The sequence below is a fragment of the Micromonospora sp. NPDC005979 genome, assembly GCF_040614415.1.
Classification (GTDB): domain Bacteria; phylum Actinomycetota; class Actinomycetes; order Mycobacteriales; family Micromonosporaceae; genus Micromonospora.
In genome coordinates this window covers 365,950-380,445 of record NZ_JBEXUR010000002.1, presented here as the reverse complement: position 1 = coordinate 380,445, position 14,496 = coordinate 365,950, and the positions used below count along the sequence as shown (strand labels likewise).

Annotated in this window: 15 protein-coding genes and 2 tRNA genes; 12 read left to right on the top strand and 5 right to left on the bottom strand. The window is 69.5% G+C overall.

Annotated features, from left to right (window positions below):
- Nucleotides 1-23: 23 nt before the first annotated feature.
- From gnd to ABZ272_RS04980, 3 genes are read left to right on the top strand one after another with little or no spacing between them, the layout of a single operon-like run.
- On the top strand, nt 24-896 hold the full coding sequence (gnd, locus tag ABZ272_RS04990; protein WP_355048569.1) for a phosphogluconate dehydrogenase (NAD(+)-dependent, decarboxylating): 873 nt from the start codon (nt 24-26) through the stop codon (nt 894-896).
- A gap of 16 nt (nt 897-912) precedes the next feature.
- Complete coding sequence (gene recF, locus ABZ272_RS04985; protein ID WP_355048568.1) at nt 913-2,046, top strand: DNA replication/repair protein RecF; 1,134 nt, start codon at nt 913-915, stop codon at nt 2,044-2,046.
- Nucleotides 2,036-2,668, top strand: coding sequence for a DciA family protein (locus ABZ272_RS04980; protein ID WP_355048567.1), 633 nt, complete (start codon nt 2,036-2,038; stop codon nt 2,666-2,668). Before recF ends, ABZ272_RS04980 begins: the two co-directional genes overlap by 11 nt.
- Before the next feature lie 6 nt (nt 2,669-2,674).
- Here the strand turns inward: ABZ272_RS04980 and ABZ272_RS04975 are convergent, their stop codons facing one another.
- On the bottom strand, nt 2,675-2,905 hold the full coding sequence (locus tag ABZ272_RS04975) for a hypothetical protein (RefSeq protein ID WP_355048566.1): 231 nt from the start codon (nt 2,903-2,905) through the stop codon (nt 2,675-2,677).
- 100 nt (nt 2,906-3,005) lie between these two features.
- On the opposite strand from ABZ272_RS04975, the gene ABZ272_RS04970 reads away from it, so the two are divergent.
- Nucleotides 3,006-3,482, top strand: a complete 477-nt coding sequence (locus ABZ272_RS04970; RefSeq protein WP_355048565.1) for a MarR family transcriptional regulator — start codon at nt 3,006-3,008, stop codon at nt 3,480-3,482.
- On the opposite strand, the gene ABZ272_RS04965 is transcribed toward ABZ272_RS04970, so the two are convergent.
- A complete protein-coding gene (locus ABZ272_RS04965) occupies nt 3,467-4,021 on the bottom strand; it encodes a hypothetical protein (protein ID WP_355048564.1) in 555 nt (184 codons plus the stop codon). The two genes, ABZ272_RS04970 and ABZ272_RS04965, sit on opposite strands and share 16 nt — an antisense overlap.
- A 518-nt stretch (nt 4,022-4,539) precedes the next feature.
- Between ABZ272_RS04965 and gyrB the strand changes: the two genes are divergently transcribed.
- From gyrB to ABZ272_RS04930, 7 genes are all read left to right on the top strand, one after another.
- Nucleotides 4,540-6,486, top strand: coding sequence for a DNA topoisomerase (ATP-hydrolyzing) subunit B (gene gyrB, locus ABZ272_RS04960; protein ID WP_355048563.1), 1,947 nt, complete (start codon nt 4,540-4,542; stop codon nt 6,484-6,486).
- A 193-nt stretch (nt 6,487-6,679) separates the two neighbouring features.
- On the top strand, nt 6,680-10,399 hold the full coding sequence (gene gyrA / locus ABZ272_RS04955) for an intein-containing DNA gyrase subunit A (RefSeq protein WP_355048788.1): 3,720 nt from the start codon (nt 6,680-6,682) through the stop codon (nt 10,397-10,399).
- Between the two features lie 4 nt (nt 10,400-10,403).
- Complete coding sequence (locus ABZ272_RS04950) at nt 10,404-11,309, top strand: DUF3566 domain-containing protein (protein ID WP_355048562.1); 906 nt, start codon at nt 10,404-10,406, stop codon at nt 11,307-11,309.
- 153 nt (nt 11,310-11,462) lie between these two features.
- Nucleotides 11,463-11,536, top strand: a tRNA-Ile gene (locus tag ABZ272_RS04945).
- A gap of 42 nt (nt 11,537-11,578) precedes the next feature.
- Nucleotides 11,579-11,707, top strand: coding sequence for a DLW-39 family protein (locus tag ABZ272_RS04940; protein WP_007453934.1), 129 nt, complete (start codon nt 11,579-11,581; stop codon nt 11,705-11,707).
- Between the two features lie 36 nt (nt 11,708-11,743).
- Nucleotides 11,744-11,819: transfer RNA gene (locus ABZ272_RS04935), tRNA-Ala, on the top strand.
- 108 nt (nt 11,820-11,927) lie between these two features.
- On the top strand, nt 11,928-12,143 hold the full coding sequence (locus ABZ272_RS04930; protein WP_355048561.1) for a hypothetical protein: 216 nt from the start codon (nt 11,928-11,930) through the stop codon (nt 12,141-12,143).
- 75 nt (nt 12,144-12,218) lie between these two features.
- Here ABZ272_RS04930 and ABZ272_RS04925 read toward each other — a convergent pair whose 3' ends face one another.
- Nucleotides 12,219-12,683 carry a MarR family transcriptional regulator gene (locus ABZ272_RS04925; protein WP_355048560.1) on the bottom strand — a complete coding sequence of 155 codons (465 nt, stop codon included), beginning with the start codon at nt 12,681-12,683 and terminating at the stop codon, nt 12,219-12,221.
- A 162-nt stretch (nt 12,684-12,845) separates the two neighbouring features.
- On the bottom strand, nt 12,846-13,562 hold the full coding sequence (locus ABZ272_RS04920; protein WP_355048559.1) for an LPXTG cell wall anchor domain-containing protein: 717 nt from the start codon (nt 13,560-13,562) through the stop codon (nt 12,846-12,848).
- A gap of 105 nt (nt 13,563-13,667) precedes the next feature.
- Here ABZ272_RS04920 and ABZ272_RS04915 point away from each other — a divergent pair, with 105 nt between their 5' ends.
- A complete protein-coding gene (locus ABZ272_RS04915) occupies nt 13,668-13,994 on the top strand; it encodes a hypothetical protein (RefSeq protein WP_355048558.1) in 327 nt (108 codons plus the stop codon).
- A 28-nt stretch (nt 13,995-14,022) separates the two neighbouring features.
- Here ABZ272_RS04915 and ABZ272_RS04910 read toward each other — a convergent pair whose 3' ends face one another.
- A complete protein-coding gene (locus ABZ272_RS04910; protein WP_355048557.1) occupies nt 14,023-14,481 on the bottom strand; it encodes a hypothetical protein in 459 nt (152 codons plus the stop codon).
- Between the last annotated feature and the right edge of the window lie 15 nt (nt 14,482-14,496).

Here is a 14,496-nt window from a genome sequence, read left to right as displayed (position 1 = left end):
CAGATCCACGGAGGTAGGAACAAATGCAGCTCGGCCTGGTAGGACTCGGCCGGATGGGCGGCAACATGCGCGAGCGGTTGCGGGCTGCCGGCCACGAAGTGGTCGGATTCGATCACAACCCGCAGCTGAGCGACGCGGCTAACCTCGCCGAGCTGGCACAGAAGCTCGAATCGCCGCGTGCCGTCTGGGTCATGGTGCCGGCCGGCGTCACCGATGCCACGATCGACGAACTCGCCGAGGTGCTCGGGGACGGCGACATCATCATCGACGGCGGGAACTCCCGCTTCAGCGACGACGCTCCCCGTGCCGAGCGGCTGAATGCGCGCGGTATCGGCTACGTGGACGTCGGCGTCTCCGGCGGCGTCTGGGGCCGGCAGAACGGCTACGGCCTGATGGTCGGCGGCGCCCAGGAGCACGTCGACCGGCTCATGCCGATCTTCCAGGCGCTCAAGCCCGAGGGCGAGTTCGGCTTCGTGCACGCCGGCCCCGTGGGCGCCGGCCACTACTCGAAGATGGTGCACAACGGCATCGAGTACGGCCTGATGCACGCCTACGCCGAGGGCTACGAGCTGCTGACCGCCTCCGAGCTGGTGACCAACGTCCCCGGCGTGTTCAAGTCGTGGCGCGAGGGCACCGTCGTCCGCTCCTGGCTGCTCGACCTGCTGGACCGGGCTCTCGACGAGGACCCGGAGCTGGCCGACCTGAGCGGCTACACCGAGGACACGGGCGAGGGGCGCTGGACGGTCGACGAGGCGGTCCGGCTCGCCGTACCGCTGAACGTCATCACCGCCTCCCTGTTCGCCCGGTTCCAGTCGCGACAGGACGACTCGCCCGCCATGAAGGCCGTCGCCGCGCTGCGCCAGCAGTTCGGCGGCCACGCCGTCCACAAGCGCTGAGCGGTATCCACAACCTGTGTACGTCCGCCGGCTGGAACTGGTCGACTTCCGCTCGTACGAGCGGGTCGCCGTCGACCTCCAGCCGGGGGCGAACGTCCTGATCGGCGCCAACGGTGTCGGCAAGACCAACCTCGTCGAGGCGCTCGGTTACGTGGCGACCCTGGACTCGCACCGGGTCGCCACGGACGCGCCGCTGGTCCGGATGGGCGCCTCCTCGGCGGTGATCCGCTGCGCGGTCGTACACGACGGGCGGGAACTGCTGGTCGAGCTGGAGATCGTGCCGGGGCGGGCCAACCGCGCCCGACTGGGCCGATCTCCCGCCCGGCGAGCGAGAGACGTGCTCGGGGCGCTGCGGCTGGTGCTGTTCGCCCCGGAGGACCTGGAGCTGGTCCGGGGCGACCCGGCCGAGCGTCGCCGCTACCTCGACGATCTCCTGGTCAACCGGCAACCCCGCTACGCGGGCGTACGCGCCGACTACGACCGGGTGGTCAAGCAGCGCAACGCCCTGCTGCGCACCGCGTACCTCGCCCGCAAGACCGGCGGCTCCCGGGGCGGCGACCTGGGCACCCTCGCGGTGTGGGACACCCACCTGGCCCAGCACGGCGCGGAGCTGCTCGCCGGCCGGCTGGAACTGGTCGCCGCGCTCACCCCGCACGTCGCCAAGGCGTACGACGCGGTCGCCGCCGGCCACGGCGCGGCCGGCATCGCCTACCGGCCGACGGTCGAACTGGCCGAACCGACCACCGACCGGGCCACGCTCGCCGAGGCGCTGACCGCCGCGCTCGCCGCCTCGCGGACCGCCGAGATCGAACGGGGCACCACGCTCGTCGGGCCACACCGGGACGAGCTGGCCCTGTCGCTCGGCCCGATGCCGGCCAAGGGGTACGCGAGCCACGGCGAATCCTGGTCGTTCGCGCTCGCGCTGCGACTCGCCGGGTACGACCTGCTACGCGCCGACGGCATCGAACCGGTCCTGGTGCTCGACGACGTCTTCGCCGAGCTGGACGCCGGTCGTCGGGAACGGCTGGCGGAACTGGTCGGCGGGGCGAGTCAACTGCTGGTCACCTGTGCCGTGGACGACGACGTTCCGGCCGCGTTGCGGGGCACCCGTTACCAGGTCGGCGAGGGGACGGTACGACATGTCGGATGAGCCAGAGACCCGGCCGGCGCGCGCCACGTCCACCGGCAGCGGCCGGCAGGCCGGGAATGCCGCCGGCGGGCGTACTCCACCGGCCGGGGCGACCGACGGGCCGCCGGAGGGGCCCAGCGGCCCGGAGTTGGCGCGGGCGGTGCTCGACGCCGCGCTGTCCCGCCGCCAGGCGGCAGCGCGCACCCGGCGTACCCCCGGTGGTGGCGCCGACGGCGCTGGCGGCTCGGGACGGCGGCTGCGTGGCTACTCGGGCCCCGGGCCCGACCCGCGCGACCCGCAGCCCCTGGGCGCGGTGCTGAACCGGCTGGTGAAGGCGCGGGGCTGGCAGCAGCCCGCGGCCGAGGCCACCGTGTTCGGCGCGTGGGAGCGGGTGGTTGGCGCGGAGGTGGCCCAGCACAGCCGGCCGGTCAAGCTGGAGGACGGCGAGTTGACCGTGGAGGCGCGCTCGACGGCCTGGGCCACCCAGTTGCGGCTGCTGGCCGGCTCGCTGCTCAAGCAGATCGCCCAGGAGGTCGGCCACAACGTGGTGCGCAAGCTGCACATCCACGGCCCGGCCGCGCCGTCCTGGCAGAAGGGTCCACGCCGGGTGCGCGGGCGGGGACCGCGCGACACGTACGGCTGAGCCGGCCTACTCAGCGCGCCGCTGCGCCTCCCGGGCCGCACGCCGGCGCTCGCGTTGTTCCTGCGTGTAGCGCTTGCGCTCGGCCAGGTCACGTTTCCAGGCCTCGCGGGCGGCCGTCGAACCGCCCTGCACCGCGCCCTGCACGCCGTCGGCCGGCCCGGCGAGGTGCCGGAAGGCCCAGCTCAGGAGTCGACCGCCCTCGCCCGGTGCCCTGGTGGTCGCGCCGTCCTCGCTCATCTGCCGCCCCTCCTGCGTGCCGTCGCTCCAAGGTTGCCGCACCAATAGTTGGTGCACCAACGATCGGTACGATAGTTGCCGTGCGCGAGGAGAGCAACCGATGAGCGACCAACCGCAGGGCACCGATCCGCTGGCGCTGGAGCAGCAGGTCTGCTTCGCCCTGTCGGTCGCGGCACGCAGCGTGGTGGCCGTCTACCGGCCCCTGTTGGAGCCGATGGGCCTGACCCACCCGCAGTACCTGGTGATGCTGGCGCTCTGGCAGCACGCCCCGCTGTCCGGCCGTGACCTCAGCCGCCTGTTGCAGCTCGACCCGGGCACCCTGTCACCCCTGCTCAAGCGGCTCGAAGCGGCCGGCTACCTGCGCCGGGAACGGGACACCGCCGACGAGCGCAGCCTCGCCGTCACCCTCACCGCCAGCGGCGTGGCCCTGCGCGCCCAGGCCGAGCGGATCCCGGCCGCGATCGTCCAGCGCCTCGGACTGCCCGTCGAGGACCTGCAACACCTGCACGCGGCGCTCACTCAGGTGATAGCCGCCGCCAACCGCCCCGCCGGCCCGGAGGCTCAGGCGTCGGCGTAGACGGCGAAGCCGCGCTCGGCGCACCGCCGGTAGAACGCCGCCAGCACGCCCAGCTCCGCGCAGGTGAAGTTCCACTGCGGCGGATCACCGCTCTCGTCGCGCAACGCGTCGAGCCGGGTGTCCAGCCAGCGCAGCTGCTGCTCCGCCAGCCGACCGTCGCCGAGCAGCGCCCGCAGCACCGTACTCACCGAGTCGAAGGTGACCGCCTCGCCGTACTCCCGGTGCCCGGCCACGAACCGTTCGATGCCACCGGCGATCCAGGCGCAGCCGTCCGGGTCGATCACCGGATCCTCGTCCTCGGCCGCGGCGTCTGTGGCGTACAACACACCTTCGAGGCCGAGCAGGAGATCCACCAGCTCGGTGTAGGCGGTCGCCCGGACGGTGCCGGTCTTCGCGATCAGCTCGGCCAGCGCCGCAGTCGGCGCGGAGATCCGTGGCAGGTCGACGATCTCGCCGAAGTCGACGAACTCGGCCGGCGCCACCGGATCATAGAAGCGGCCGGTCCGCGGCCACTGCACCGCGACGTTGTCCAGCCCCATCTGTCACCTCTTAGAGAGCACGTGTCGGGTCGATCGGGTCGATCGTCCCGGTTCCGACCGGTAAAGATCAAGGCCGCTTCCGGGGCGCCGCAAACGTACGGCACGGACGATCCGACCGCGACCCCCGACCCGCCCGAGCGCGGGTCAACCTGTCTGGGGGCGGCGCGTCCGAACAGGGCGTGGCGTGTGGGGGGAGTCGAGGGTAACGGGGTTCTGCCGGCTACGGACATCTCAGCCGCCTCGTTGAGGGTGCCGAGTGGTGGTTCTGTCTCCCGCGCACAGTAGGATTGACAGCGAGACGAAGACCCGGTGCGGGTGAGCGACGGGGCCGGTGGCCCCAGGTCATTCTCCACTCCGAGTCGAGCCGATCGCGATCCGCGGGCGACCGCGGCGACCGGCGCGTTCCCGCTGTCCGGAGGTCTCCGGCACCGGTCCGCGCGCCGACGTCGCGTCCTGTCCCGCCGAACCCGCGCCCGACGCGCCCCACCGGCGCCGACGACGCGAGAAAGTGGCCGAGGGTGGCAGCGCAGGACAAGCAGGAGTACGGCGCAGAGTCGATCACCGTTCTCGAAGGTCTGGAGGCGGTCCGCAAGCGGCCCGGTATGTACATCGGGTCCACCGGCGAACGCGGTCTGCACCACCTCGTCTGGGAGGTCGTCGACAACGCGGTCGACGAGGCTCTCGCCGGATACTGCGACACCATCGACGTGGTGCTGCTCGCCGACGGCGGCGTCCGGGTCACCGACAACGGCCGAGGCTTCCCCGTCGACCTGCACCCCAAGCTCAAGAAGCCGGGTGTCGAGGTCGCGTTGACCATCCTGCACGCGGGCGGCAAGTTCGACGGCAAGGCGTACGCGGTCTCCGGCGGTCTGCACGGCGTCGGTGTCTCCGTGGTGAACGCGCTCTCCACCAAGATGTTCGTGGAGATCCACAAGTCTGGCTCCGTCTGGCGGCAGCACTACACCAACTCCAAGCCGAGCCCGCTGGAGAAGGGCGAGGCTACCGACCGCACCGGCTCGGCGGTCTCCTTCTGGCCCGATCCCGACGTCTTCGAGACCGTCGACTTCGACTTCCAGACCATCTACCGGCGCCTTCAGGAGATGGCCTTCCTCAACCGTGCCCTCCGCATCCACCTGCTTGACGAGCGGGTGTCCCAGGAGGAGGACGGCCGGCAGCGCGAGGTGACCTTCTACTACGAGGGCGGCATCTCCGACTTCGTCCGGCACCTCAACGCCTCGAAGAACCCGATCCACAAGACCGTGGTCGAGTTCGGTGCCGAGGAAGAGGGCATGTCGGTCGAGATCGCCATGCAGTGGAACGAGTCGTACGGCGAGTCGGTCTACACCTTCGCCAACACGATCAACACGCATGAGGGCGGCACTCACGAGGAGGGCTTCCGGTCCGCGCTGACCAGCGTGGTCAACCGCTACGGCACCGACAAGAAGCTGCTCAAGGGCGACGAGAAGCTCTCCGGCGAGGACATCCGCGAAGGGCTCGCGGCGATCATCTCGGTCAAGCTGGCCAACCCGCAGTTCGAGGGTCAGACGAAGACCAAGCTCGGCAACACCCCGGTGAAGAGCTTCGTCCAGCGGGTCTGCAACGAGTGGCTGGTGGACTGGTTCGACCGCAACCCGGCCGAAGCCAAGATGATCATCCAGAAGGCGTCCCAGGCGGCCCGCGCCCGCATCGCCGCGCAGCAGGCCCGCAAGCTGGCCCGGCGCAAGTCGCTGCTGGAGTCCGGCTCGATGCCGGGCAAGCTCGCCGACTGCCAGTCCACCGACCCGCGCGAGTCCGAGGTCTTCATCGTCGAGGGTGACTCGGCCGGTGGCTCGGCCAAGCAGGGCCGCGACCCGCGCACCCAGGCGATCCTGCCGATCCGCGGCAAGATCCTCAACGTGGAGAAGGCGCGGATCGACCGGGTCCTCAAGAACAACGAGGTCCAGGCGCTGATCACCGCGCTGGGCACCGGCATTCACGACGACTTCGACATGGAGAAGCTGCGGTACCACAAGGTGGTGCTGATGGCCGACGCGGACGTCGACGGCCAGCACATCCAGACGCTGCTGCTCACCCTGCTGTTCCGCTTCATGCGTCCGCTGGTCGAGCTGGGGCACGTCTACCTGGCCGCCCCGCCGCTCTACAAGATCAAGTGGAACAAGAAGGGCGACGACGCGCAGTACGCCTACTCCGACCGGGAGCGGGACGGGCTCATCGCGCTGCGCCAGCAGAAGAAGCCGAACGCCAAGCCGGACGACATCCAGCGGTTCAAGGGCCTCGGCGAGATGAACTATCCCGAGCTGTGGGAGACCACGATGAACCCGGCGACCCGCACCCTGCGTCAGGTCACGCTCGACGACGCTGCAACCGCAGACGAGTTGTTCAGCGTCCTGATGGGTGAGGACGTCGAAGCCCGCCGGTCGTTCATCCAGCGCAACGCCAAGGATGTGCGGTTCCTGGACATCTGACGGACGTCGGCGGGCCAGCCGGGCAGGACCCGGCTGGCCTGCCGGTCCACAGAGTTATCCACAGCTTGACGGCTATCCACAGCCGTTATCCACAGCACAAAAACGACTCTGAGTCTGATAAGGGTATACAGTGACCGATTCCCCCGAGTCCACACCGAACGAGCCCGAGGTCCCCACCGAGGCCATCGCCGCGGTGGTCGCGCACGACCGGATCGAACCGGTCGGGCTCGAGGTGGAGATGCAGCGCTCCTACCTCGACTACGCGATGAGCGTCATCGTCGGGCGCGCGCTGCCGGACGTCCGGGACGGGCTCAAGCCGGTCCACCGCAAGATCCTCTACGCCATGTTCGACTCCGGCTACCGGCCGGACCGCGGCTACGTGAAGTGCTCCCGCGTCGTCGGCGACGTGATGGGCCAGTTCCACCCGCACGGCGACTCGGCGATCTACGACGCGCTGGTCCGGATGGCGCAGCCCTGGTCACTGCGCTACCCGCTGGTCGACGGCAACGGCAACTTCGGCTCGCCGGGTAACGATCCGGCTGCGGCCATGAGATACTGCGTATCCGGAAATGTCCGGATACGCACCGCCGAGGGCAGCGTGCGGATCGCGGACGTGGTCGCCGACGCCGCGCCGTCCAGCGAGACCGACATCGACCTGAAGGTCCGCGACCGCAACGGCGACCTGGTCCGCGCCTCTAAGTTCTTCCACTCCGGCGAGCACCCCACGCTGCGGCTGCGCACCTGCGAGGGGTACGAGCTGACCGGCACTCACAACCACCCGGTGCTCTGCCTGGTGGACGTCGCCGGCGTGCCGACCCTGCTGTGGAAGCTGCTCGCCGAGATCTCCCCGGGCGACCGGGTGGTCGTGCAGCGTTCGGTGCCGGACGAGATCGGCTACCCGATGCTGGAGCACATCGAGGCGGCGATCCTCGCCGGTGCCTTCGTCAGCGAGGGCTGGGTATCCGCGGACCGTGCCGGCTTCAACAACGTCGACCGCGACTTCTTCGTCCGCGTACTCGCGGCCTACGACCTGGCGGTGGGTGGGCCGCGCTACGTGAGCGAGCGGGTCATCGCCTCCGGCAGCACGCTGCACGAACTGGACGTACAGAACCTCACCGCGCTGCGCACGAGCGTCCTCGGCGAGATGGTGGGCGCTCGCAGCGCCGCGAAGTTCGTTCCCGAGTTCGTCTGGCAGGGGCCGGCCGCAGTCAAGCGGGCGTTCCTCCAGGCGCTGTTCGAGGGTGACGGGTCGTCGTCGCTGCTGCCGCGCAACACCATGCAGATCTCGTACTCGACCCGCAGCGAGCGGCTGGCGGCCGAGGTCCAGCAGTTGCTGCTGGAGTTCGGCGTGATCAGCCGGCAGACCAGCTACGACAGCGGCGAGATCAAGGTCGTGGTGACCAACCGCCGCGACGCCCGGATCTTCGCCGCGCACGTCGGCTTCCTCGGCCGCAAGCAGGCCAAGCTGGAGGCCGAGCTGGACCAGGTGCCGGCGAGCAGCACGGCGCTCTCCAGCGACCATGTGCCGCTGGTCGGTGACTTCATCCGCGAGCACGGCGCGACGCGCTGGACGGAGCGCGACTGGCTTCGCCGGCACAACGTGGACCGAGTCGAGCGGTGGGAGCGTGACCGGGACGAGATCGCGGCGCGGATCACCAACTCAGAGGTGCTCGACGTGGTCGAGCCGTTGGTCGACGGGCGTTTCTACTACGCCGAGGTAGCGCAAATCACGGACGCCGGTGTGCAGCCGGTCTACAGCGTCCGGGTCGACACCGACGACCACTCGTTCGTCTCGGACGGCTTCGTCAGCCACAACACCGAATGCAAGCTCGACCCGCTGGCCATGGAGATGCTGCGGGACATCGACGAGGACACCGTCGACCTGCAGGACAACTACGACGGTCGGGCCAAGGAGCCCACCATCCTGCCGTCGCGGATCCCCAACCTGTTGGTGAACGGCTCCGAGGGCATCGCGGTCGGCATGGCCACCAAGATCCCGCCGCACAACCTGCGCGAGATCGGCGCGGCGGTGCAGTGGTGCCTGGAGCACCCGGAGGAGGACGAGGAGACCACCCTCGAGGCGCTGCTCGGCATCGTCAAGGGCCCGGACTTCCCGACCCACGGTCTGATCGTCGGCACGACGGCGATCCAGGACGCGTACCGCACGGGTCGTGGCTCGATCCGGATGCGGGCCGTGGTGGAAGTCGAGGAGGACAAGCGGGGTCGTCCCTGCCTGGTCGTCAGCGAGCTGCCCTACCAGGTCAACCCGGACAATCTCGCCGAGCGGATCGCCGAGCTGATCAAGGAGGGCAAGCTCGCGGGGATCGCCGACATCCGCGACGAGTCCTCCGGTCGTACCGGCATGCGAATCGTGCTGGTGCTCAAGCGCGACGCGGTCGCCAAGGTGGTGCTGAACAACCTCTACAAGCACACGCAGCTTCAGGAGACGTTCGGCGCCAACATGCTGGCGCTCGTCGACGGGGTGCCGCGCACGCTCAACCTGGCGCAGTTCATCCGGTACTACGTCGAGCACCAGATCGACGTGATCCGCCGGCGGACGGCGTTCCGGCTGCGCAAGGCCGAGGAGCGGGCGCACATCCTGCGCGGTCTGTCCAAGGCGCTGGACGCCCTGGACGAGGTGATCGCGCTGATCCGGCGGTCGCCGACGGTGGACGACGCCCGGCAGGGCCTGATCCGGCTGCTGGAGATCGACGAGATCCAGGCGACCGCGATCCTGGACATGCAGCTTCGTCGCCTCGCCGCCCTGGAGCGGCAGCGGATCCTCGACGACCTGGCCAAGCTCGAGATCGAGATCGCCGACCTGAAGGACATCCTGGCCAAGCCGGAGCGGCAGCGGCGGATCGTCTCGGAGGAGCTGGGCGAGATCGTCGCGAAGTGGGGCGACGATCGGCGTACGCAGATCATTCCGTTCGACGGCGAGGTCTCGATGGAGGACCTCATCGCCCGGGAGGACGTGGTCGTCACGATCACCCGGACGGGGTACGCCAAGCGGACGAAGGTCGACCTGTACCGCTCGCAGCGGCGGGGCGGCAAGGGCGTCAGTGGCGCCACGCTGCGGCAGGACGACATCGTCAGCCACTTCTTCGTGTGCTCGACCCACGACTGGATCCTGTTCTTCACGAACAAGGGCCGGGTGTACCGGGCCAAGGCGTACGAGTTGCCGGAAGCCAGTAGGGTAGCCAAGGGCCAACACGTGGCCAATCTGCTCGCCTTCCTACCGGATGAGCAGATCGCGCAGATCATCGAAATCCCGGACTACCAGGTAGCCCCCTATCTGGTACTGGCCACGAAGAACGGCCTGGTGAAGAAGACGCGGCTCGAGGAGTTCGACTCCAACCGTTCCGGCGGCATCATCGCGATCAACCTGCGCGATGAGGACGAGCTGGTCGGTGCTGCTCTCGTGGCGCCGGAGAACGACCTGCTGCTGGTCTCGAAGAAGGCGCAGGCGATCCGGTTCAACGCCTCGGACGAGGCGCTGCGGCCGATGGGTCGGGCCACCTCGGGCGTGATCGGCATGCGCTTCACGGACGACGATGTCCTACTCGCCATGGAGGTCGTCCGGGAGGGTCTGGACGTCCTGGTGGCCACGAACGGGGGTTACGCGAAACGTACCCCGATCGAGGAATACCCGGTGCAGGGCCGGGGAGGTAAGGGCGTGCTGACTGCGAAGATCACCGAACGGCGCGGTGGTCTGGTCGGTGCGGTGGTGATCGACCCGGACGACGAGTTGTTCGCGATCACCAGCAACGGTGGTGTCATCCGGACTCCGGTGAAGCCTGTACGCCGTACGCGTGACCGGAACACAATGGGGGTCAAGCTGATGGACCTCCCGGACGGCGTGACTATCGTGGCGATTGCTCGCAATGCCGACGAGCCTGACGAACAGGACTAGTTGAATGACGGAGACACAGGCGAAGTCGGGGAACACGGGGACCTCGGCCAACCCGGTCGACGAGGAGGCCGCCAAGGGCGGCACACCAGCGACCGGCCGCGCGGCCGTGGGCCGGGCCACGGTTCCCGCCGACGCGCCTGCCCCGAAATTCACCCGGGCTCCCGGCATGACACCCCCGCCGGAGCAGCCCGGCGAGGACGCGGGATCGGGTGACACCAAGGCCGAGAAGTCGGCCGGCGAGGCAGCGACGTCGTCCGGGGCGGCCCCCACGGCGGCCGCCCCGAACCCGGCGCGTCCGACGACCACGCAGCCGATCAGCACCCGACCCGGTCAGGCGACATCGACCGGGGCGACTGGCACGCAGCCCCGGATCACACCGGGTATGACGCCGCCGGATCCGGGTCGTACGTCCCCCGGTGGTCGCCCCGCCAGTGGTGGCGGCCTGCCGCCGGGGATCGGCAACGCGTCGGCCGTCGGGGCTGCCCGGGTCGGCGAGGCCGTCCGCGCCGCGCGGAGCTCGGTCAGTTCGGCGGCGTCCCGTGGGCCGCGCCGGGCCCGGCTGAACCTCAAGCGGATCGACCCCTGGTCCGTGATGAAGTTCGCGTTCGCCGTCTCGGTGGTGCTGTTCATCGTCGTGGTGGTCGCCACGTCGGTGCTCTACCTGGCGCTGGACGCGATGGGTGTGTTCCAGAGCGTCAACGACAGCCTCAGCGACCTGGTCAACGCGGGTGGTGGGCAGAGCACCAGCGGGTTCCAGATCACCGCCAAGGGCGTGATCCTCAGCTCGGCGCTGATCGGCCTGGTCAACGTGGTGCTGTTCACCGCGCTGGCCACGCTGGGCGCGTTCGTCTACAACGTCTGCGCCGACCTGGTCGGCGGGATCGAACTGACGCTCGCCGAGCGGGACTGAGTGTGACCGGGGCGTCGGGGCCTCCGCGGAATGCGGTCGCTCCGACGCCCCGTACTCAGGTAGGTTTTGCGGGCGTCGACGACCCGGCTCGCGCAGTCGGACCCCGATTTGGGGCCGGCGCGGCGGATGGGTTAATCTTGCTCGTCGCTACGCGGGGCTATAGCTCAGTCGGTTAGAGCGCAGAGCTGATAACTCTGAGGTCGATGGTTCGATTCCATCTAGCCCCACCGCACATCGTCCGACGGTAGTCGAGCGCAAGGGGTTGCCCCATGTTCAAGAAGCTGCTGATCCTGGCCGGCGTCGTCGGCGTGGCTGCCGTCGTCTTCAACAAGGTCAAGGCCGCCAACGACGAGCGCGCCCTCTGGCACGAGGCGACCACCGCGCCCGACCTGCGCTGACTTCTTAGTGGCGGCGAGCCAGTCGCCGTCATTTGCGGGGCCCTAGCTCAACTGGCAGAGCACTGCCTTTGCAAGGCAGGGGTTAGGGGTTCGAGTCCCCTGGGCTCCACCAGCGCTTTCTTCGGCCGATCCCGGCCCCTCGGTACAGCCGGGCGGTTACGCCGCCCCCTCCTCGCCCAGCGGGCGTCAGCAGGTCAAGGGGTTCGCTAGGGTGCTCGCTGTGATCCGGCAGACCATGATGGCCTCCGTCGACAAGCCGGGCGAGGTCGAGGCGGCTGAGGCCTGGTTGAACGCCAACCGAGACGCTCTCGCCTACGCCGAAGAGGAAGGCGGCTGCGGCTGCTGCGTCCGAGCCTGGAAGTTGGAAGGGCCTGCCGAGCTGTTGGCGACGATCCCCTACGAGGTCTCGGCTTCCTCCGACTGGGATACGGCCTAGCCACTTCCTCGGACCAGACCGGCGGGGACGTGCCTCCTCAGGCAGTCGAATCCTTCGACGCCGCACCGTGGGTGGTCATGGTCGACGTGTGAGGTCCATCGCCTCGACTGCCGTTACCAGTGGTGCCAACTCGGGGTTCTCGGCGGCGTCGTCCAGCGCCTTTCGCAGGGCGGTGTCGTTGGTCGGCCGGGCCTCTCGCAGGAGTTTCAGGCCGGCGTCGGTGACGTCGGTGTAGATGCCGCGGCGGTCGGTCGGGCACAGGTAGCGGGAGAGCAGGCCACGGTCCTCCAAGCGGGCGACCAGGCGGGTGGTGGCGCTCTGGCTCAGCACCACGGCGTCGGCGACCTGCTTCATCTGCAGATGGCCGCCTTCGCGGTCGTGCTGGCGGCTGAGCACGTCGAGCAAGGAATACTCCCGCACGCTGAGGTCGTGCGCGGACTGCAGAGCGCGCTCGAGGTGCGCCTCGATCCTGCCGTACAGGAGCGAGAGGGCTGCCCATCCGCTGGCGAGGGCGGTCAGCGCGGGATCCGTGGCGGTCATGGTCCGGGTCTTCCTCTTCAGCCGGGAGCTTCAGGGTAAGCCTGCTTCGGGAATGTCAGCTAGCGCCTACATCAGGCCCGCGCAAGCAAGTTGGTGGCCGTCCACCTGCGAAAAGAAGCGCCCGGCCCGACGACGTGTCGGGCCGGGCGCGTCCGGATCGAGCTACGCGACGAAGCGGGAACGGCGACGGCGTGCGATCACGAAGCTCGCGCCGCCGACGAGCAGGAGCGCGCCGCCGATGCCGGCCACGGTCGCGGTGTCGGCGCCGGTCACGGGCAGTCCGCCACCATTACCGCCGGCAGCGACCGGGCTCGTGGAGGTGGCCGCGGTCGGCGCGACGCTCGACGTCGCGCTCGCCGTGGGAGTGGGCTGCGTCGTCGGCGTCGGGGTGGGCTGCGACGCGCAGTCGAGCGCCCGCGCGGCGTACAGGCCCTCGTTCAGGTAGGCCAGGTAGGGATCGACGCCCTCGGCGTCGAGCGTCTTCTGCGCGGCCTCCTTCACCTTCGGGCCGGCGCCGGTCATCGTCTGCCCCACCTTGATCCGCAGATCGATCGCCCAGACGGCCTGCGCGTCCTTCTTGAGCCAGGCGCGCAGGTCATCCGAGGTGCCGCCCAGCCGCTCCTGGATGACGTCGGGCAGGGTGGGCAGGGCTTCGTCATTGGCGGCAGACAGGATCCGGTTGGTCAGCAGTCGTAGCTGGCCGACATTGGCGGTGTCCAGGTCGAAGGTGAAGAGCTCACGGATGTCCTTGAACGTCTTGCGCTCGACCGTCTGGCAGTTCTGGTCGAGCCCGGGCGACGCGCTCTGTGCCATCGCCGGCGCCGCCGGAACCATGAAGGCCAGCGCTATCGCGATGCCGGCCGGGATCTTGCCTCGCATGTGGATGGTCCTCCCCGTTGTAGATCAAAGCCTGCGGATACTACCGCCGACGGGCGTAGCCCATGGCCCCGCGTTTACCGGGATCGGAGGCGGGGATCCGCGCTCGTGCGCATCGACGTGAACGAACCGAACTCCGCCGAGAAATTCTGGGAAGGGATGCGGGAGGTGGCCGCTGCCGCTACCCGGCACCAGGACGACGACCTGCTCGAAGCGGTCGTCAAGATTGGCAGAGCCGCGCTGGCCCAGGGCATCGAACTCGTGCCATCCTGCGGATTCTTCCTCGCGTGTCCGGTGTGCAGCGCCGCGTCGGGGCAGCGCTGCATCAATTCGCCCGGCCACCCCCTGGGCGACGACAGACTTCATCCGGAACGCATCGAGTTGGCCGAGAAGGCGATGCGGGGGGAGGTGCCGCTCCCCGGTCCGCTCCGGTAACGACGTGTCGGCTCGTGGGTCGTCCTTGTCAGGTGCAGGAGCGCCGCCCGCGCGTCAGCCGTTCAAAGCGCGGACCTGCCCGGAGCCACAGGAGCGACACCGCCAGCCCGGTGGTTCCCATGGCGACGATGACCCCTCGGGGCAGTTCGGTGTTGACCGGCTCCGGCATGCACCTGGACGGGGTGTAGTCGATGGTGAGCGGCTGGTGCAGCGGCGGTAGCCGCCGGTCGGGAAACGACCGTTCGTAGATGCCGCAGGTGGTGGGCCCGTCTACGGCGTCCACCCGCAGCAGCACGTAGGGGCCGTGGGCGGTCCGGGCCGGTTCCACCGCGATCACCGTCGCCGGCGTCAGCACGCCGACGGGTGGGGGCGGCTCGCGGTCGTCGGTGACACCCAGCAGTATCAGCAGGCCGCAGGGCAGCAGCAGCGCCAGTGGAAGACTTGGCCAGGCTTTCGGACGAGTTCCGTTGGCCAGGAACGACGGCATGCCGCCAGGCTAGTC

Excerpts from the sequence above, each read along its gene's own strand:
- gnd (WP_355048569.1), top strand. The coding sequence starts at position 24 with ATGCAGCTCGGCCTGGTAGGACTCGGCCGGATGGGCGGCAACATGCGC.
- ABZ272_RS04980 (WP_355048567.1), top strand. The coding sequence starts at position 2,036 with ATGTCGGATGAGCCAGAGACCCGGCCGGCGCGCGCCACGTCCACCGGC.
- ABZ272_RS04975 (WP_355048566.1), bottom strand. The coding sequence starts at position 2,905 with ATGAGCGAGGACGGCGCGACCACCAGGGCACCGGGCGAGGGCGGTCGA.
- ABZ272_RS04970 (WP_355048565.1), top strand. The coding sequence starts at position 3,006 with ATGAGCGACCAACCGCAGGGCACCGATCCGCTGGCGCTGGAGCAGCAG.
- ABZ272_RS04965 (WP_355048564.1), bottom strand. The coding sequence starts at position 4,021 with ATGGGGCTGGACAACGTCGCGGTGCAGTGGCCGCGGACCGGCCGCTTC.
- ABZ272_RS04950 (WP_355048562.1), top strand. The coding sequence starts at position 10,404 with ATGACGGAGACACAGGCGAAGTCGGGGAACACGGGGACCTCGGCCAAC.
- ABZ272_RS04940 (WP_007453934.1), top strand. The coding sequence starts at position 11,579 with ATGTTCAAGAAGCTGCTGATCCTGGCCGGCGTCGTCGGCGTGGCTGCC.
- ABZ272_RS04925 (WP_355048560.1), bottom strand. The coding sequence starts at position 12,683 with ATGACCGCCACGGATCCCGCGCTGACCGCCCTCGCCAGCGGATGGGCA.
- ABZ272_RS04920 (WP_355048559.1), bottom strand. The coding sequence starts at position 13,562 with ATGCGAGGCAAGATCCCGGCCGGCATCGCGATAGCGCTGGCCTTCATG.
- ABZ272_RS04910 (WP_355048557.1), bottom strand. The coding sequence starts at position 14,481 with ATGCCGTCGTTCCTGGCCAACGGAACTCGTCCGAAAGCCTGGCCAAGT.